18 protein-coding genes are annotated in these 18,065 nt (G+C 40.0%); 11 read left to right on the top strand and 7 right to left on the bottom strand.

What is annotated here, in order from left to right; genetic code table 11:
- From BUW93_RS13385 to BUW93_RS13375, 3 genes are all read left to right on the top strand, one after another.
- On the top strand, window positions 1–1,798 hold a 1,798-nt coding region (locus tag BUW93_RS13385), incomplete at its 5' end, for an HYR domain-containing protein (RefSeq protein WP_157893331.1).
- Between the two features lie 12 nt (window positions 1,799–1,810).
- A complete protein-coding gene (locus BUW93_RS13380) occupies window positions 1,811–2,722 on the top strand; it encodes a PorP/SprF family type IX secretion system membrane protein (protein ID WP_081212242.1) in 912 nt (303 codons plus the stop codon).
- Window positions 2,723–2,739: 17 nt separating this feature from the next.
- Window positions 2,740–4,605 (top strand): OmpA family protein, encoded by a 1,866-nt coding sequence (locus BUW93_RS13375; RefSeq protein ID WP_081212241.1) that lies wholly within the window; start codon window positions 2,740–2,742, stop codon window positions 4,603–4,605.
- Window positions 4,606–4,678: 73 nt separating this feature from the next.
- Here the strand turns inward: BUW93_RS13375 and BUW93_RS13370 are convergent, their stop codons facing one another.
- The 5 genes from BUW93_RS13370 to pyrR all read right to left on the bottom strand — a co-directional run bounded on the left by BUW93_RS13370 (window position 4,679) and on the right by pyrR (window position 8,182).
- Window positions 4,679–5,185: a CAP domain-containing protein gene (locus BUW93_RS13370; RefSeq protein ID WP_081212240.1), complete on the bottom strand. Its 507-nt coding sequence runs from the start codon at window positions 5,183–5,185 to the stop codon at window positions 4,679–4,681.
- Window positions 5,186–5,364: 179 nt separating this feature from the next.
- Complete coding sequence (locus BUW93_RS13365; RefSeq protein ID WP_081212239.1) at window positions 5,365–6,273, bottom strand: ribonuclease Z; 909 nt, start codon at window positions 6,271–6,273, stop codon at window positions 5,365–5,367.
- 10 nt (window positions 6,274–6,283) lie between these two features.
- On the bottom strand, window positions 6,284–6,616 hold the full coding sequence (locus BUW93_RS13360; protein WP_081212238.1) for a ribonuclease Z: 333 nt from the start codon (window positions 6,614–6,616) through the stop codon (window positions 6,284–6,286).
- Between the two features lie 74 nt (window positions 6,617–6,690).
- Window positions 6,691–7,620: an aspartate carbamoyltransferase catalytic subunit gene (locus tag BUW93_RS13355; protein ID WP_081212237.1), complete on the bottom strand. Its 930-nt coding sequence runs from the start codon at window positions 7,618–7,620 to the stop codon at window positions 6,691–6,693.
- A 22-nt stretch (window positions 7,621–7,642) separates the two neighbouring features.
- Window positions 7,643–8,182, bottom strand: a complete 540-nt coding sequence (gene pyrR, locus BUW93_RS13350; RefSeq protein WP_081212236.1) for a bifunctional pyr operon transcriptional regulator/uracil phosphoribosyltransferase PyrR — start codon at window positions 8,180–8,182, stop codon at window positions 7,643–7,645.
- 237 nt (window positions 8,183–8,419) lie between these two features.
- On the opposite strand from pyrR, the gene BUW93_RS13340 reads away from it, so the two are divergent.
- The 8 genes from BUW93_RS13340 to BUW93_RS13305 all read left to right on the top strand — a co-directional run bounded on the left by BUW93_RS13340 (window position 8,420) and on the right by BUW93_RS13305 (window position 15,193).
- Window positions 8,420–8,812, top strand: a complete 393-nt coding sequence (locus BUW93_RS13340) for a DUF302 domain-containing protein (RefSeq protein WP_081212234.1) — start codon at window positions 8,420–8,422, stop codon at window positions 8,810–8,812.
- Window positions 8,813–8,959: 147 nt separating this feature from the next.
- Entirely contained in the window at window positions 8,960–9,280 is a 321-nt protein-coding gene (locus tag BUW93_RS13335; protein ID WP_081212233.1) for a phosphoribosylpyrophosphate synthetase, read from the top strand.
- Between the two features lie 15 nt (window positions 9,281–9,295).
- Complete coding sequence (locus BUW93_RS13330) at window positions 9,296–11,812, top strand: cation-translocating P-type ATPase (RefSeq protein WP_081212232.1); 2,517 nt, start codon at window positions 9,296–9,298, stop codon at window positions 11,810–11,812.
- Between the two features lie 78 nt (window positions 11,813–11,890).
- Window positions 11,891–12,829 carry a ring-cleaving dioxygenase gene (locus tag BUW93_RS13325; protein WP_081212231.1) on the top strand — a complete coding sequence of 313 codons (939 nt, stop codon included), beginning with the start codon at window positions 11,891–11,893 and terminating at the stop codon, window positions 12,827–12,829.
- A gap of 3 nt (window positions 12,830–12,832) precedes the next feature.
- Window positions 12,833–13,450: an alpha/beta hydrolase gene (locus BUW93_RS13320; protein ID WP_081212230.1), complete on the top strand. Its 618-nt coding sequence runs from the start codon at window positions 12,833–12,835 to the stop codon at window positions 13,448–13,450.
- A 122-nt stretch (window positions 13,451–13,572) separates the two neighbouring features.
- Window positions 13,573–14,076 (top strand): rhodanese-like domain-containing protein, encoded by a 504-nt coding sequence (locus BUW93_RS15110; RefSeq protein ID WP_081212229.1) that lies wholly within the window; start codon window positions 13,573–13,575, stop codon window positions 14,074–14,076.
- Between the two features lie 41 nt (window positions 14,077–14,117).
- The gene (locus BUW93_RS13310) at window positions 14,118–14,567 is read left to right on the top strand and encodes an OsmC family protein (protein ID WP_081212228.1); all 450 of its coding nucleotides are present in this window, start codon (window positions 14,118–14,120) and stop codon (window positions 14,565–14,567) included.
- Between the two features lie 122 nt (window positions 14,568–14,689).
- The gene (locus BUW93_RS13305; protein ID WP_081212227.1) at window positions 14,690–15,193 is read left to right on the top strand and encodes a GNAT family N-acetyltransferase; all 504 of its coding nucleotides are present in this window, start codon (window positions 14,690–14,692) and stop codon (window positions 15,191–15,193) included.
- An 84-nt stretch (window positions 15,194–15,277) separates the two neighbouring features.
- Here BUW93_RS13305 and rpsA read toward each other — a convergent pair whose 3' ends face one another.
- Entirely contained in the window at window positions 15,278–17,125 is a 1,848-nt protein-coding gene (rpsA, locus tag BUW93_RS13300) for a 30S ribosomal protein S1 (protein ID WP_081212226.1), read from the bottom strand.
- Window positions 17,126–17,280: 155 nt separating this feature from the next.
- Window positions 17,281–17,979: a (d)CMP kinase gene (gene cmk / locus BUW93_RS13295; protein ID WP_081212225.1), complete on the bottom strand. Its 699-nt coding sequence runs from the start codon at window positions 17,977–17,979 to the stop codon at window positions 17,281–17,283.
- Window positions 17,980–18,065: the final 86 nt, after the last annotated feature.

The raw sequence follows: 18,065 nt of genomic DNA, 5'->3' as shown, positions 1-18,065 counted from the left end.
TAACCAGGCACCGGTAATCACCGAATGTCCTTCTGATCTTACAGTTTCAGCTGATACAGCAATGTGTTCTGCTTCTGAAGTTCAGCTGGGAATGCCGGTGACAAATGATAATTGTGATTCAGAAGTATCTATCACCAACGATGCTCCCGAGGTTTTCGAACTGGGAGAAACCATCGTGACCTGGACCGTTACCGATGAGGCAGGAAACGAAACCACCTGTACACAAACAGTAACTGTTGAAGACAACGAAGCACCGGTAATTACCGAATGTCCTTCTGATCTTACAGTTTCAGCTGATACAGCAATGTGTTCTGCTTCTGAGGTTGAGTTAGGAATGCCTGTGGCATCTGATAATTGTGATGCTGAATTAAGTATAAACAACGATGCTCCCGAGGTTTTCGAACTGGGAGATACCATTGTAACCTGGACCGTTACCGATGAGGCTGGAAACGAAACCACCTGTACGCAAACCGTAACAGTTGAAGATAACGAGGCGCCGGTAATTGCCGAACAGGAGAATATTACAGTAACTACCGATGCGGATAGCTGCAGTGCACTTGTGAATTTCGAAATTCCGGAAGCTAGCGATAATTGTGGTGAGGTAAGTGTTCAATTGACTGAAGGTATGGAGCCTGGAAGTGAATTTCCTGTGGGAACTACAAGCCTGACTTATACCGCTACTGATGCTACAGGAAACTCCAGCAGTACCAGCTTCACTATTACTGTAAATGATAATCAGGCACCGGTAATTACCTGTCCTGAGGATATTTTCTTAACGATAGAAACAGGTTTAACGGGTACGGTTGTAAACTACGAAGCTCCTTTAGCAAGTGATAATTGTTCCGAGGTGGAATTGAGTTTGGAAGAAGGATTGGCTTCAGGGGAAGAATTCCCTGTGGGAACCACAATCGTGACCTGGACTGCTACCGATGAGGCCGGTAACACTACAAGCTGTTCCTTCGAAGTAATTGTTGAGGAAGAAGAACTTCCCGAAGCTCCGGATGCTCCGATTGTTGAAGTAATTCAGCCGGATTGTATCCTTCCGCTGGGAACCATTTTAATCGACACTGAAGAAGGTCTAACCTACAGTATTGATGGTGAAAACTATCAGGCTTCAGGAGAATTTAACGACCTGGAACCGGGAACTTATGAGGTAACCGCAAAAGATCAATATGATCAGGTTTCCGAAGCAAGCATTGTAGTTTTAGAACCGCCTGTAGCCGAAGAAATCCAAACAAGCAGTATTAGTTTGTGTACCGAGGATTCTATGTTCGATCTATTTGAATTACTCCAGGGTGATTATGATACAAATGGAGAATGGGTAGATATTGATAATACCGGCGCCCTGGAAGGAGATTTCATCGATCCATCAATGCTTAGCGTAGGTGATTATAATTTTGAATATCGGGTTGAGGATTCTGCCTGTCCGGTGAGCGCCACTGTGACTGTAAACATAAACGACGACTGTGTGGTATTGCCTTGTGGACTCGAAGATATAAGATCAAGTATTTCAAAAGCAGTGACTCCTAGAAATGGTAGCACGAGTGATAACAAAAACGATTATTTCGAGATCGATTTTGCCGATGAATGTGGGTTCACTTATGATGTGATGATCTTTAACCGTTGGGGTGCCAAGATCTTTGAATCTGATAATTACCAGAACAACTGGGATGGCCAGTCTAATAAATCGGCTACCGGTTCAAACCAGCTGCCATCAGGAACCTACTACTATATTCTGAAAATCAGAAATAGCGGATTCGAACCCATTCAAGGTTATATTTATCTAGGAACAAAATAAAAAAGGGAAATCATGAAAAAAGTATATCTAATCATATTGATACTGTTTGTTGCCGTGCCCGCAACTGCGCAACAGCTCCCTCAATTTACTCAGTATATGTATAACACCATATCTATAAACCCTGCATATGCAGGGAGCAGGGACGGTTTTTCAGTTACCGCCTTAAACCGAAACCAATGGGCGGGAATAAACGGAGCGCCAAACACCCAAACCTTATCCATTCACTCTCCTTTGAGAAATGATAAGGTGGGGTTGGGCCTTTCGGTTATCAATGACAAAGCCGGATACGAAAACTACACTTATTTATACAGTGACTTTTCTTATCGCCTAGACCTAAGCGCCGATGTTTCCCTTAACCTGGGACTAAAAGGAGGGTTTAGTTATTATAACCTGGACAAAGACCTGTTTACCGAGCCCAATGTTATGGATGATCCATTCTTTCAGGACAAATTCAATAAATGGACACCTAACTTCGGAATTGGCTTTTATCTTTCTGCCCAGGACTGGTATATAGGTGCTTCAGCGCCGAAACTTATCAATAATAATAATCACAAGTATAATGAGTTTCTGGCTATGGAACAGGTGCATTATTACTTCACCGGGGGGTATGTTTTTGATTTGAGTGACAACGTAAAACTAAGACCTACAGGTTTAGTGAAATTGACCTCAGGAGCTCCTCTTTCAGTAGATATCTCGAGTACCTTCATCTTTAATGAAAAATTCTACCTCGGAGGAACTTACAGGATAGACGATGCCCTGGGTGCTTTTCTTGACGTGGAGATCTTTGACGGTTTCAGAGCGGGTTATGCCTATGAACATTCAATTTCAGACATAAGACCTTATACCTCTGGTTCTCATGAGGTCCTGCTGATCTATGAATTCAGATTTAAAAACACACGTTATAAATCTCCGCGATTTTTCTAATATAAAAGCTGCTTATTATGAAAACAAATTACTATCTGATATTGATTTCTCTTCTTGCCGGGTTCAGTCTACAGGCACAACAGGGAAAACAGAAGAAAGCAGACAGACTGTATAATGACCTCGCTTATTTCGAGGCCGCTGAAGTGTATAAAGAACTTATTGAAAACGAATATAATTCCGTAGAAAATAAGCAAAAGCTTGCCAATACTTATATGCAGCTGCGAAGCCCGGAAAATGCAGTCTTTTATTATGAAGACATTATAAACGAACCTGATATTTCTCCTGAATATTATTACAAATATGCCCAGGCCCTACGAGGCGTTAAGCGATATGATGAGTCCCGGGAATGGGTGGAAAAATACCTGGCCAGTAATGGTAAATCCCGTGCGGCCCAAAATATGCTGGAAGAGGATAAATACGGTACTAATACCACCTACACTTTGGAAGAGGCAGAATTTAATTCTGAATTCAGTGACTTTGGGGTGTTTGAAAGAGGCGGAAAAATGTATCTTGTTTCTGCCCGTGCTGAAGGAGTCCCGGTGAAGAAACGGGTTTACTCCTGGACCGGGGAACCATTTCTGGATATCTATGAAGTAAATTCTGAAACCAACGAAGTTTCTGCTGTTACGGGCGATGTTAACACAAAGCTTCACGACGGTCCGGCAGTAATTTCGCCAGATGGCAGTACCATGTATTTTACCAGAAATAATTACTTCAATCATCGTGAAGGCAAACGCGATAAGAACGCTACTAATCATTTAAAGATTTATAAGGCAACCTTAAGCGGGAATTCCTGGGGGAATGTAAAAGAGCTTTCTATCAATAATAATGAATATTCGGTGGGGCACCCTGCCCTATCACCAGATGGAAACACGCTTTATTTCACCTCAGATATGCCTGGCGGCTTTGGAGGCACCGATATTTATAAAATGGAGATTAATGGCGAATCTTTTGGAGAACCCGAGAATCTTGGCCAGAATATAAACACCGAGCAAGATGAAAGCTTTCCCTTTATTGATGAAGACGGAATGCTGTTTTTCTCTTCCAACGGTCATGGAGGGCTAGGGCTTTTTGATATCTTCAGGGTAGATCTTAATGATAACAATTCCAGAGTGGAGAATCTGGGAGAACCTATAAATTCAAACCTGGATGATTTTGCCTTTTTTAAATCTTCGGGAGAAAACACCGGATTTATTTCTTCAAACCGGGCAGGAAATGATAATGTCTATGGCTTCAACCAACTCAACCCACTTGTATTAAAGGGTAAGGTGACCGATGCTATTAATGGTGAACCTATAGAAAGCGCCACAATAAGGATCTTTGATGAAGATCAGAATCAGCTGGCATTTCTTGAAACAGACGAAGAAGGAAATTATGAATCTGAGGTTCAACGCAACAAGGAGTTACCCCTGGAGGCTAAACAGATTGAATATGAAGAATTCGCCACTACTATAGATACCCGAAACAGTGATGAATTAGAAGAAATGGAATACAATATAAGCCTGCAGCCGGTTAAAGATGTGGAATATCTTGCTGAGATCGATAATATCTATTTTGATTTTGATAAGAGCAACATTAGAAAAGATGCCGCACAGGAACTCGATAAACTGGTTGAACTGATGAAGAACAAATATCCTGACCTGGTAATCGAAATTGGAGCTCACACCGATTTCCGCGGAAGCGAGCAATATAATGAGAGATTGGCTGAGAGAAGAGCCCAATCAACAAAACAATACCTTATTGACAATGGTATAGACGAAAGTAGTATTTATGCAGCTAAAGGCTTTGGGGAAAGGGAACCGGCCATAGATTGCGAGCGTTGTACAAGAGAAGAACATCAACTTAACAGGCGCTCGATGTTTAAGGTCGTTAAAATGAAGTAAATTCTACCCTGCCCCAGCCAAAAAGGTTCAGCTATAATGGCTGAACCTTTTTATTAATAATGAAAACAAGCTACTACCTTCTAACAAATATATTGGTGAAGTAATTTCTGCCTTCGGCATCTTCTACTACAGAAACCCCAAAGTGGGTAAAATTAGATTCAATATTTTCACGGTGGCCATCGCTTTTTATCCAGGCCTTAACTACGGCATCAGCAGTATGGTAACCATAGGCCACATTTTCACTTACGGCTTTTGCTCCTATACTGTTAACCAGCGTGGTATATCGCGCTCCAAAATTATCATGGCTAACTTTTCCGTTTTCTACCATATAATAATTATGGTCCTCTGCTTCCAGGGAAATTTCCCCAAGTGGACTTAGTTCTTTGAAACCTTTTTCCATTCGGTAATCGTTTATTGCAGAGAGGATATCTTTTTCAATATCGGTATACGTGTAGTTCACCGATGTTTTTGCAATATGATCGATGGAGTTTATCTCCTCGTCAACACTGTCTTTTGCACAGGAAACCAGCACCAACGCGCTGAATGCCAGCAAAATAAATCTTGTTGTACTTTTTCTCATAGGTTAACATATTAGACTTGAGGAAAGATAAAAGTACAGATTTAATCGACAAAAAGCATTTTAACAAATGCATTTCATCGATTTTAAGATTTATTTAACAATAAATATAGGATTAATCCTACATACTCATTCTGAATTATGCATTAATATTTGATTTGTAGGAAATTAGCTCAGTTAATTTAATCAAAAAGAATCTCCAGCCCATCATCGGCAAGTTCAGTGGCAGGAAAAATACTTTCGGCTTCTTTTTTAAATAAGTCAATAGAATCATATCGCGTAGAATAATGCCCCAGAATAAGTTTGCCCACCCCTGCCTCCAGGGCTATCTTTGCGGCCTGCTTGGCTGTACTGTGTTGAGTAGGTTCGGCCAGATGAGCTTCCGACTCAAGGAAAGTGGTTTCGTGATACAACGCTGTTACCCCTTTGATTTGAGAAGTGATCCCGGGATGATACATTGTATCACTACAATATGCATAACTTTTGGGTTCAGGCGGATCGGCAGTGACTAAAGCATTGGATATTAATTTTCCATCTTCAGCAATAACATCTTTTCCCTTTTTTAAACTCTTATATAAGGCTACATCAATTTTATAGTTTTTTGCCTTATCAATGAGAAGTTTTCTATCTCCGGGCTTTTCTCTAAAAAGAAACCCGTTAGTATAGACCCGGTGTTTAAGCGGAATGGTTTCTACACTCACCCGCTCATCATCAAAAATAACTTCAGGGGTATTTTTAGTGAGTTCATGAAAATATAAAGGATAATTTGTCCAGGATTTTGAAAGTTTTAGTTGTAACAGGATTATTTCCTTTACCCCTTTTGGACCGTAAACATGAAGCTCATTCTGGCGTTTTAGAAGCATAAATGTAGAAATAAGCCCAACCAGGCCATAAAAATGATCTCCATGAAGATGAGAAATAAAAATGTGGTTTATTTTGGAGAATTTCACCTTATTCTTTCTTAACTGTACCTGGGTACCTTCGCCACAGTCAATAAGAAAAAGATGATTTCCTAGCTCTAGAACCTGAGAGCTGGGATTAGTAAAACTTCGGGGAGTAGCCGCATAACAACCTAGAATGGTAAGTTTCATTCAAAGCTCTTTAAAAACCCAGTTCCCGCTGGATCTCGTCCATTTGTATCACATCTTTGGCTTCCTGAAGAGAAGGAACCACACACAACTCATCCGGGATTTTTTCAATAGGAATAGCATTGTTTATGATTACAAACGACTTTTTATCTTCTTTATGCACATTGGAAAGCTCAAGAAAACTCAGCAATTCCTCCAATTGCAAATTATCATAAGAAGAAATATCGAGAATAAGATTGTCATTTCTAAATTCATCATGTCTTTTGGTGAGGTCTGAGGCAAATTCGACCACAGAATCCTGCCGGGCCTTAATTAAAATAAGATTATCTTCTTTCTTTATCTTCATGGCTTAACAATTAAAACGACCTGGATTTATGTAAATAATTCAGGTTTCTTTTCCTTAAAGTTAATAAAAATGCTTTACTGTTTGATCTTAGAGGCGAGTAAATAAATAACAGCCATTCTCACAGCCACTCCATTTTGAACCTGATCCAGGATAATAGCATTATCCGAATCGGCTACGTCGCTGGTAATTTCAACTCCACGATTAATAGGGCCTGGGTGCATAATGACGATTTCTTTATTCAGACTGTCGAGCATCTTCTTATTCAGGCCAAACTGCTGGGTGTATTCTCTGGTACTCGGGAAATAACTGATTTCCATTCGTTCGTTTTGGACCCTTAGCATATTAGCCACATCACACCATTCCAGGGCTTTTCTCAAATCGGTTTCCACCTTAACCCCCAAAGATTCAATATGCTTGGGAATTAAGGTTTTAGGACCACAAACTTTAACTTCAGCTCCCTGTAATTTCAAGGCAAAGATATTGGAAAGGGCCACCCTACTGTGCAGGATATCCCCAACAATAACTACTTTTTTTCCTTCTACACCACCCAAGCGCTCCCTAATGGAATAAGAATCAAGTAAAGCCTGGGTGGGATGCTCGTGCGCCCCATCCCCTGCGTTAATAATACTGGCCTTTACATGTTTTGAAAGGAATATACCGGCGCCGGGGTTTGGATGACGCATCACCACCATATCCACCTTCATCGAAAGAATATTATTTACGGTATCGATGAGCGTCTCTCCTTTTTTTACTGAAGATGAAGCTGCTGAAAAATTGATCACATCAGCGCTTAAACGCTTCTCTGCCAGTTCGAAAGAAAGCCGGGTTCGGGTTGAATTTTCAAAGAAAAGGTTGGCAATTGTGATATCCCTTAATGAAGGAACTTTTTTAATGGGCCTGTTGATTACTTCTTTAAAGTGGTCGGCGGTTTTAAATATTAGCTTAACATCTTCCTTCTTAAGGTATTTTATACCTAATAAGTGGTTTACACTAAGTTCACTCATCTATTTCTTTCTTTTACTTTCATTATTTCGAAATAAGATAAACCACATCTTCCCCTTCGTTTTCTTTCCAGTTCACCTTAACCTTTTCCTCGTTAATAGCATCAACCTGCCTCCCGCTATAATCTGGTTGAATAGGCAAATGTCGGCTAAACCTACGGTCTATTAAGCTCATGAGCTCTATTTCCCTGGGGCGGCCAAACGACTGTATAGCAGTTAATGCTGCCCTTGTACTACGGCCGGTATACAAAACGTCGTCAATAAATATCACCCGCTTATCTTCAACTACGAAATCTATTTTGGTTTTATTGGCTTCCAGCGGCTTATCGCTTCTGCGGAAATCATCCCGATAAAAGGTAATATCGAGTTGTCCCCACTTTAGGTCTTTCAATTTATATTCCTTCTGAAGAATTTTCAGGATTCTTTCTGCAAGATAAACTCCACGAGGCTGAATCCCGATAAGCACTGAATCTTTAAAATCGGTATGATTTTCTACTAATTGACAAGCCAGCCGATGCAAAATAATATCTATTTCTTTAGAAGTAAGCAGTACTTTTTGGCTCATAATTCGTCAATAAGAAAAGGTTGGTACACAAAAGTAAACTTTTTTCTTATTTTGATAGGCGAATTAAGTCCGATTCTTGGAGAAGAATTTTTGACATTCCATATGCCCAAAAATTAACCCCATCAGTAAAAGAATTTTCTAAAAAATTTCAATGCTTCAGTATTAAGAAAAATTTAATCCAGGCTGGGATAGATAGTGAAATATAATTCTTATTTTCAAGCATAAAAATTAGATATTATGAGTTATTATTTTAATACCACACTAAAAAACACCTCTTTTGAAGATGCTTTGGAAAAAGTAACTGCCGAGCTGAAAAAAGAAGGTTTTGGGGTACTTACAGAGATTGATGTAAAAGAAACCCTGAAAAAGAAAATTGATGTTGAATTTAAAAAATACAAGATCCTGGGCGCCTGCAACCCTCATTTTGCGCATAAAGCTTTAACCAAAGAGGATAAAATAGGTGTGTTTCTACCCTGCAATGTGGTAGTAGAGGAAAACGATAATGGCGAGATCGAAGTTTCGGCTGTAGACCCTATCGCTTCTATGCAGGCTGCAGAAAATAAAGAACTTCACGGTATCGCAACGGAGGTTCAGGAAAAAATGAAAAAGATTATTGCAAATCTTAATTAGATAAAAGGGACTTCAGTCTTATTCTGGAGTTTATGCTTAAGGGCTAATCTCGGTTGGTTTAGTGTCAATACAAAAACTACCCGATATTAGCCCTTGTTTTATTCAGCGTTTTGGCGTAAATTATTGTCAGTTTCAGAACCAGTAATTATGACCAAGCGACGCAACTACGATACCGCCAGTGAAGCCATTAATGACCTCATCCGCCGGGGTTACTCCACCGACTTCACCCTAATCACCGATAAAAACTGCATCATTTGCAACCACTCCTCTATAGAACTCTCTCCCGATGAATTTGAAATCGACGAAATCTATCGTTTTGAAGGCAATACCGATCCCGGAGATGAAATGATCGTTTTTGGCATTTCTTCAGAGAAACATCAGGTAAAAGGCGTCCTGGTGAACGCTTTTGGTGTATACAGCGACAATAAAACCTCAGATATTACGAAAAAGCTGCATATGCATTTGTAAAATGAATTTGCAACCATGACCTCCCCCCCACATAATATTCAGGGACTAACTACTGAGCAGGTTGAGCATTCACGCCAAACCCATGGTCGCAATACACTGGATTTTAAAAAAGAAACCCCCATTTGGGATGCACTTAAAACGGTTTTAAGTGAGCCTATGATTCTACTGCTTTTCGCGGCAGCCTTTATCTATTTTATTACTGGCAATCACGATGATGGTATTTTTCTTTCCGCAGCAATCGTACTGGTGGCTGCGATATCACTTTTTCAGGATGCCCGCAGCCGCAGTGCCCTCGAAAAACTTAAAGCTTTTACCCGGCCAACCTGCCAGGTAATTCGTGACGGAAAGACCCTGGATATCAATATCAGCGAAATCGTCATCGGCGATTACATAATAATTAATGAAGGTAGTAGTATTCCATCTGATGCTGAAATTGTTCAGTCGAATGATTTTTCGGTTAATGAATCAATCCTTACGGGAGAAGCTTTCGCCGTTACTAAATCTGCCGAAACGGAAGATAATATAATTTTTATGGGCACCCAGGTGGAAACCGGTCTGGCTATTGCCAGGGTAACCGCCATTGGCAATAAAACCCAACTTGGGAAAATAGGCAAAAGCCTGGAAGATCTTGGCCAGGAGAAAACGCCCCTGGAAATCCAAATAAATAATTTCGTAAAAAAAATGGTCCTGGCCGGGAGTGTGGTTTTCATATTGGTATGGGCTATAAATTACCATAGGACCACCGATGTTCTCGAAAGTTTACTAATGGCCCTCACTCTTGCCATGAGTATACTTCCGGAAGAAATCCCTGTAGCTTTCACCACCTTTATGGCAATGGGTGCATGGAGATTGATGAAGCGAGGCATAGTCGTGAAACAAATGAAGACGGTAGAAACGCTGGGGAGCGCCACCGTAATCTGCACCGATAAAACCGGCACCATCACTCAGAATAAAATGAGCCTGGCAAAAGTTTATACGCCCCAGGATGGTGTGATGGAGTTAAAAGAAACTATTCCTTCTTCTGAAGTAAAAGGCTTACTGGAAACTGCTATGTGGGCTAGCGAGCCCATCCCTTTTGATGCGATGGAAGTTGCCTTACACAATTCCTATCAGAAACATATTAAACCCGACCGTAGGGCCGAATTCAAAATGTATCATGAATACCCTTTGGATGGAAAACCACCTATGATGACCCATATTTTTGAAAATAAAAAAAGGGACAGAATCATAGCGGCAAAAGGTGCCCCTGAAGCTATTCTGGAGGTTTCAGAAATAGAGACAGCAGAAAAAAATAAAATCCTAAAAGTTATCGATCATCTGGCTAAAGAAGGTTATCGCCTCCTCGGGGTGGCCGAAACCAGTTTCAGTGGAGATAATTTTCCTGAACGCCAGCAGGATTTTAAATTCAGGTTTAAGGGACTACTTGGCTTTTATGATCCTCCTAAAGCCAATATCGGGAAGGTATTTCAGGATTTCTATTCCGCCGGGATAAAAGTAAAGATCGTCACCGGAGATAATCCCGAAACCACTGCAGCTGTGGCACGGCAAGTGGGATTTAATGGCCATAAGAAAGTGATCACCGGCGAAGAACTGATGCAAATGGATGAACCGGAACTTAGATCAAGTTTAGATGAGTATGAGATATTTGCCAGAATGTTCCCTGAAGCAAAAATGCGAATAATAGAAGCATTTAAGGCTAATGGAGAAATTGTTGCTATGACGGGAGATGGGGTAAACGACGGGCCGGCGCTTAAGACTTCTCATATCGGGATTGCTATGGGAAAAAAAGGCAGCGACATAGCAAAACAAGCGGCATCGCTTATTTTACAGGAAGACGACCTTTCAAAAATGGTGCAGGCCGTAGAAATTGGAAGGAAGATTTACACCAACCTTAAAAAAGCTATTCAGTATATAATATCCATTCACATTCCTATAATTCTCACCGTATTTACCCCCTTAGCACTAGCCTGGAAATACCCCGCCATATTTTCCCCTGTGCATATCATCTTTCTGGAGTTAATAATGGGGCCTACCTGCTCTATCATTTATGAGAATGAACCCCCTGAAAAGAACAGCATGCGGCAAAAACCGCGGCCCTTTACCACTACTTTCTTCAATGGAAAAGAATTAACGCTAAGTATTATTCAGGGATTGATTATTACCCTTGGCTGTCTTTTTATTTACCAATATGCTGTTGAGAATGCTTTCGATGAAAACACCACCCGCACGATGGTTTTTAGCGGCTTGATTTCCGCTAATATTTTTCTCACTTTGGTAAACCGATCCTTTTATTATTCAGCCTGGGAAACCTTAAAGTACAGAAATATTTTGGTTCCTCTTATCATTGGGGTAAGTGTCATTATCACCGGCATCATCATTTATTTTCCATTCTTTTCCCGCTTTTTTGATTTTGATAAACTGAGTTTTCACCAATTAGGTTTTAGCATAATTGTAGGTTTCCTCTCAGTAATCTGGTTTGAAGCTTTTAAATATTACCGACGTATAAACTCCCTTCAGGCTCAGGAGGCTTAGAAATAAATCCTATATTTTACCATTAATTTAACCCGATTTCAGCCTGAATTTTATTTCTTTAAGTTATAAATTGAAGCGATGGAAAATAAAATTCTTGGTTTACATCATATCACAGCTATTGCAGGAGATCCACAACAAAATTACGACTTCTACACGAAGGTACTTGGTCTTCGTATGGTTAAGAAAACCGTGAATTTTGATGATCCTCAAACCTATCATTTTTACTTCGGAAATGAAACCGGGTCTCCCGGCACCATTCTTACATTTTTCCCCTGGCCCGGTGCCAAACAAGGAAAAAACGGCGCCGGGATGGCTACCGAAATTGGATACTCTGTTCCAGAGGCCAGTTTGGAATTCTGGCAGAAACGATTTGACGATTATAAGGTAAATTATGAAACTCCTACTGAAGAATTCGGTGAGAAATTTCTAGCCTTTGAGGATCCCGATGGGCTGAAACTGAAACTTGTTATTTCCAGCGCCCCAGATTCCCGTCAAGGTTGGGAGGTTAACGGGATCACCAAAGAAGTGGCATTAAAAGGCTTCCATAGTGTTACTTTAAACCTTCAAAATAAAGCTCAAACCGCAAGAGTACTAACCGATATTTTTGATTATAAGTTAAAAGAAAAAGAAGGAAACCGTTATAGGTATATTACCAATGCTGTTGAAAATGCATCAATAATAGACCTAATAGAAGATCCCTCTTCCGAACGGGGAATTAATGCCGCAGGTACTAATCACCACATTGCTTTTAGAGTTAAGGATGAAGCTTCCCAGCAATTCTTTAGAAATAAGATCATTCAGGCTGGTCTCAATATTACCGGAAAAATAGATAGAGATTATTTTTATTCCCTATATTTTAGGGAACCGGGAGGAGTGCTTTTTGAAATTGCAACCGACAATCCGGGCTTTACACGCGATGAATCACTTGAAAACCTCGGTAGCAGTCTGAAATTGCCCAGAAAATATGAATCAGCACGGGAGAAGATTGAAGGACTACTTCCAAAACTAAGTCAATAGATTATGCATAAGAAAGAACTGCACACTGCTGGAAAAGACCTTGAAAAAGCTAAAAAAGTGCTCGTCCTTTTACACGGGAGAGGCTCCACGGCAGAAGATATTTTAGGACTGAAATCCCGTTTACCTTTAGAGGATTTTGCCTTAATCGCTCCACAGGCTACAAATCAAACCTGGTATCCCTATTCCTTTTTGGCTCCGGTAAAGGAGAATGAGCCCTGGCTCTCTTCAGCCTTGGACCTTCTCGGGGATATTGTGGAAGATCTAATGGAAAAAGGCTTCGATTCCAGGGATATTTATTTTTTGGGATTTTCACAGGGCGCCTGTCTATGTCTTGAATTTGCAACCCGAAACGCCCGAAAATATGGCGGAATAACTGCCTTCACCGGTGGTTTGATAGGAGAAAGCCTGGAAGCTGAAAACTATTCCGGAGATTTTGAAGAAACGCCTGTTTTTATAGGTACCGGAGACCCCGATTCCCACGTCCCTGTAGGACGCGTCAAAAGAACGGCGGAGATTTTAAATAATATGAATGCGGATGTGAGTGTAAAAATCTATGAAAACCGGCCGCATACTATATCAGAAAATGAATTGGAGCTTGCCAGGGATTTGATTTTTAATTAAAACTAAATAGGAAACTTTTTATTCTTAATTGATTTTGTAATCCCGCTCTACTAAGATTTTATTGTAACAAATGTAACTGTGGTAGCTTTGCAATCGCCTTACTTTTGCAGCTGAAAAAGAACATGCAGTTACTAAACAATAACAAACTTATTATAGCCGGATTAGGTGTTGGGGCACTTGCCGGATTTATTTATTACAGCACCATAGGCTGTGAAAGCGGAGGATGTGCAATAACATCAGATCCCGTTAACGCCACCTTATATGGTGCTTTTATGGGTGCCTTATTGTTTAGCAGTTTTAAGAAAAAACCGAAAAAGAAAAACAATATGGATTTTACTCAAATGATTAAAGATGGTGCCACTGTTATCGATGTACGTACAAGACCCGAATTTGCAGGAGGGCATGTGGCTGATTCATTAAATATTCCTCTACAGGAATTAAATAAGCATATGGACGAGATAAAAGCTCAGAAACAGCCACTCATCCTATGTTGTAGGACTGGAAACCGTAGCGGTATTGCCACTCAAATGCTTTCCCAGATGGGAATTGAATGCTATAATGGTGGTGCCTGGGAAGAAGTAAACTACCATCAGGCACAGGCACAAGCTGCTGAAACTGAAAAATAATCGGGAAGAACCGGTTTGGTTCTTCTTATAAAACTATAAATATGGAACCACAAGCGCACTATTATAATCTGGACCTGGAATGGACAGAAACACGAAAGGGGAAAATTTCATCCCCTCAATTAAACGATGAAATAGAAATAGCAACTCCCCCTGAATTTCCTGGAGGGATTGAAGGGATTTGGTCTCCGGAACATCTTTTCACCGCCTCGGTAGTAAGTTGTTTTATGACCTCTTTTACGGCAGTTGCTGAATATTCCAAACTTGATTTTGAAAGTTTAAAATGCCCGGCAGTAGGAAAGATGGAACGCATTGATAAAAAGTTCATTATGAGTGAGGTTATATTGAAACCGGAACTGGTTATTAAAAATGCAAAAGATGAAGAAAAAGCAATGAAATTGCTTCACAAAGCCGAAGAGATTTGCCTGATAACAAGGTCGATAAAAACCGAAGTAAAAATGGAGGCAAAGGTTAAAATTACGGAAACTGTTTAATGATTACCTTCCAAATATGTTGAAAGAACCGGAAATTTTTTTCCGGTTTTTTTATGCTTTTTTTTTGAAAAGCACGATATTCTAATATTGATTTAAATATTATTTTTCCTGAAAATTTTAGGATGACTAACTCAGCAGGAATTAGAATAAGACCTATTCATAGAGAAGATTTCCCCAGCGTTAAAGAGATTTACCAGGCAGGAATAAATACCGGCATGGCCACTTTTGAAACCCTTGCACCTAGTTGGGCTATCTGGAATAAAAAATTCAGAGCAGATTCCAGATTGCTTGCTTTAGATAAAAATAATATTATTGGGTGGGTAGCCCTCTCCCCTGTTTCAGCGCGCCAGGTATATTCAGGGGTGTGTGAAATAAGTCTCTATGTACATCCTGAGTACTTTGGGCATGGAGTTGGCAGAGCTTTACTGAAATCGATTATTGCTCAAAGCGAAAGGAACAATATCTGGACCTTGCAGGCCGGGATTTTCCCAGAGAATGAAGCCAGTATCGCGCTACATAAATCTGAAGGCTTCCGGGAAGTGGGTTACCGGGAAAAGATAGGACAAAGAGATGGAATTTGGCGCGATAATATTTTTCTGGAAAGACGAAGTCCTAATGTAATGTAAAGACTGTAGAACTCTTAAAATACCCTATAAAAAAACCTCCTTAGCAAACTAAGGAGGTTTCTGTTTATGATTAAATATCAGGGTTTACTTCCCTTCCATTTTATCTTTTAAAGCCTGAAGATCGGCATTAACATCACCAATAGTGGTTTTGTCTTTTGTTTGTGCAGCTGCTTTCTTAGCGGCTTGCTTAACGATTTGCTGCTCTTCTTCTTTGTGAATAGCCATATGAGAAGCTACCACTCTCTTAAATTCTTTATTGAATTCAATGATCTGGAACTCTGCAGATTCACCTTTAGTCAATTTGCTACCGTCTTCTTTTTCAAGATGTCTGGTTGGAACAAATGCTGTGATATCTTCATTAAAGTCTATAGTGGCGCCTTTATCTACGATCTCTGCAATCTCTGCGGTGTGTTTAGTACCAACAGCGAATTCAGTTTCGTACTTATCCCAAGGGTTATCTTCAACCTGCTTGTGACCAAGGCTTAACTTACGTCCTTCAACATCTAATTCAAGAACTACAACTTCAAGCTCATCACCTACATTAGTAAATTCTGATGGGTGCTTGATTTTCTTAGTCCAGGATAGATCAGAGATATAGATAAGTCCGTCAATTCCTTCTTCCAGTTCTACGAATACACCAAAGTTGGTGAAGTTACGTACAATACCTTTGTGTTTAGAACCAACAGGATATTTAGTAGTAATATCTGTCCATGGGTCTGGAGTTAATTGCTTAATTCCAAGAGACATTTTACGGTCTTCACGATCTAAAGTTAAGATTTGAGCTTCAACCTCATCTCCTACATTTACGAAGTCCTGAGCTGAACGCAAGTGAGTGCTCCAGGACATTTCAGAAACGTGGATAAGACCTTCAACACCATCAGCAACTTCAATAAATGCACCGTAATCTGCGATTACAACTACTTTACCTTTTACCTTGTCTCCAACCTTAAGGTTTTCGTCAAGAGCTTCCCATGGGTGTTTGCTTAATTGCTTAAGACCAAGTTGGATTCTTGTTTTAGCTTCATCAAAGTCAAGAATTACCACGTTTAGTTTTTGATCAAGCTCAACGATCTCATTTGGATGGTTGATACGAGACCAGCTAAGGTCGGTAATGTGAACAAGTCCGTCAACTCCTCCAAGGTCAACAAATACTCCGTAAGAAGTGATGTTTTTAACAGTACCTTCAAGTACCTGACCTTTTTCAAGCTGACCAATAATTTCTTTCTTCTGTTCTTCGATATCGGCTTCGATAAGCGCTTTGTGAGAAACCACAACGTTTTTGAATTCGTGGTTGATTTTCACAACTTTGAATTCCATTGTTTTTCCTACGTAAGCATCGTAATCACGGATAGGCTTCACGTCTATTTGAGAACCTGGCAAGAACGCCTCAATTCCAAATACATCTACGATCATACCACCTTTGGTTCTGCATTTTACAAAACCGTTTACGATAAGACCTTCGTCGTGAGCTTTGTTCACACGATCCCAGGCCTTGATCACACGAGCCTTACGGTGAGAAAGAACTAATTGACCGGTAGAATCTTCACGAACATCAATTAATACCTCTACTTCATCCCCTACCTTAAGGTCTGGGTTGTAACGAAATTCGTTAAGAGAGATTACACCTTCACTTTTGGCGTTGATGTCTATGATTGCATCACGGTCGGTAAGATTTATTACTGTCCCGGTTACAACTTCATCATCTAAAGTGTCAACGAAATTTTCTGAAACTAATTTCTCAAATTCTTCCAGCTTTGAATCATCAATCGGGTCGATTCCCTCTTCGTAATTGTGCCAGTTGAAATCTTCTAAGAATTTTTCAGGGTTTTGTTGTTGTTCTGTGATGGTAGGTTGTGAAGAATTGTCCATCCCAGCTACTTCCTGAACTTCAGGAGTATCCTGAACTTCTTGTTTTTTGTTTTCTTCAGCCATTGCTGATTAATAATTTGTATCCTGTGTTTTCCCGGAAAAATTAGCAAATGAAACACAGAAGTGTTTATAAAATTTATTTTTAATCCCTTTTGATCTTCCGGACCTTTGCCAAAAAGGAGTGCAAAAATACTACTTATTTTTTAATTATCAAAGCTTTAGCTCACTGCTTCAATTTTATCTTTGGCCAGCTTTAGCACCTTCTCATACTGTTGATCCAAATCCAGGAGTGAATTGTCAATTTCTGTGGCATCATCTGCTTTCAGCAAGGGGGAGTCAGCACGTGTGGTATCCATGTAATCCCGCTCTTTTACATTTTTCAGCACCTCTTCAAAAGAAATGTCATCTCCCCTTTCTTTGAGCTCCTTGTAACGTCTCTCTGCCCTTCTTTCTGTAGAAGCGGTCATAAATAGTTTGAGGTCTGCATCAGGAAAAACAACGGTACCTATATCGCGGCCGTCCATAACCACTCCCTTATCCTTGCCCATTTCCTGCTGAAGTTTTACTAACTTTTTTCTAACCTGAGGAATTGCAGCCACCTTGCTTACCTGCTGTGAGACTTCAAGCAGCCGGATTTCTTTTTCTACATTTTCATCATTTAAATAGATTTCCCCATAGCCTAATTCATCATCAAATATGAATTTTACATTGATAAATGCCAGATGCCTTATAATAGATTCTTTGTCAAAATTTGTATCGCTTACAAAGAGTTTTCGCATCGCATACAGGGTCACTGCACGGTACATAGCCCCGCTATCCACATATATATATCCTAACTCTTTGGCAAGTTGTTTAGCAACGGTACTTTTTCCTGTAGAGGAATATCCGTCTATGGCAATAGTTATCTTTTTACTCATCAATTTCTCTTTAAATGCAGGGGACAAATTTAATTAAATAAGAAAGTTTTCCTGAATATGCTTTCATAAAAAAACCTCCTTTCGGA

Source organism: Salegentibacter sediminis (assembly GCF_002078605.1).
In the GTDB taxonomy this organism is placed as follows: domain Bacteria; phylum Bacteroidota; class Bacteroidia; order Flavobacteriales; family Flavobacteriaceae; genus Salegentibacter; species Salegentibacter sediminis.
This window is presented reverse-complemented; position numbering and strand designations above follow the sequence as displayed.

Coding starts and splice junctions, on each gene's coding strand:
- BUW93_RS13380 (WP_081212242.1), top strand. CDS start 1,811: ATGAAAAAAGTATATCTAATCATATTGATACTGTTTGTTGCCGTGCCC.
- BUW93_RS13375 (WP_081212241.1), top strand. CDS start 2,740: ATGAAAACAAATTACTATCTGATATTGATTTCTCTTCTTGCCGGGTTC.
- BUW93_RS13370 (WP_081212240.1), bottom strand. CDS start 5,185: ATGAGAAAAAGTACAACAAGATTTATTTTGCTGGCATTCAGCGCGTTG.
- BUW93_RS13365 (WP_081212239.1), bottom strand. CDS start 6,273: ATGAAACTTACCATTCTAGGTTGTTATGCGGCTACTCCCCGAAGTTTT.
- BUW93_RS13360 (WP_081212238.1), bottom strand. CDS start 6,616: ATGAAGATAAAGAAAGAAGATAATCTTATTTTAATTAAGGCCCGGCAG.
- BUW93_RS13355 (WP_081212237.1), bottom strand. CDS start 7,620: ATGAGTGAACTTAGTGTAAACCACTTATTAGGTATAAAATACCTTAAG.
- pyrR (WP_081212236.1), bottom strand. CDS start 8,182: ATGAGCCAAAAAGTACTGCTTACTTCTAAAGAAATAGATATTATTTTG.
- BUW93_RS13340 (WP_081212234.1), top strand. CDS start 8,420: ATGAGTTATTATTTTAATACCACACTAAAAAACACCTCTTTTGAAGAT.
- BUW93_RS13335 (WP_081212233.1), top strand. CDS start 8,960: ATGACCAAGCGACGCAACTACGATACCGCCAGTGAAGCCATTAATGAC.
- BUW93_RS13330 (WP_081212232.1), top strand. CDS start 9,296: ATGACCTCCCCCCCACATAATATTCAGGGACTAACTACTGAGCAGGTT.
- BUW93_RS13325 (WP_081212231.1), top strand. CDS start 11,891: ATGGAAAATAAAATTCTTGGTTTACATCATATCACAGCTATTGCAGGA.
- BUW93_RS13320 (WP_081212230.1), top strand. CDS start 12,833: ATGCATAAGAAAGAACTGCACACTGCTGGAAAAGACCTTGAAAAAGCT.
- BUW93_RS15110 (WP_081212229.1), top strand. CDS start 13,573: ATGCAGTTACTAAACAATAACAAACTTATTATAGCCGGATTAGGTGTT.
- BUW93_RS13310 (WP_081212228.1), top strand. CDS start 14,118: ATGGAACCACAAGCGCACTATTATAATCTGGACCTGGAATGGACAGAA.
- BUW93_RS13305 (WP_081212227.1), top strand. CDS start 14,690: ATGACTAACTCAGCAGGAATTAGAATAAGACCTATTCATAGAGAAGAT.
- rpsA (WP_081212226.1), bottom strand. CDS start 17,125: ATGGCTGAAGAAAACAAAAAACAAGAAGTTCAGGATACTCCTGAAGTT.
- cmk (WP_081212225.1), bottom strand. CDS start 17,979: ATGAGTAAAAAGATAACTATTGCCATAGACGGATATTCCTCTACAGGA.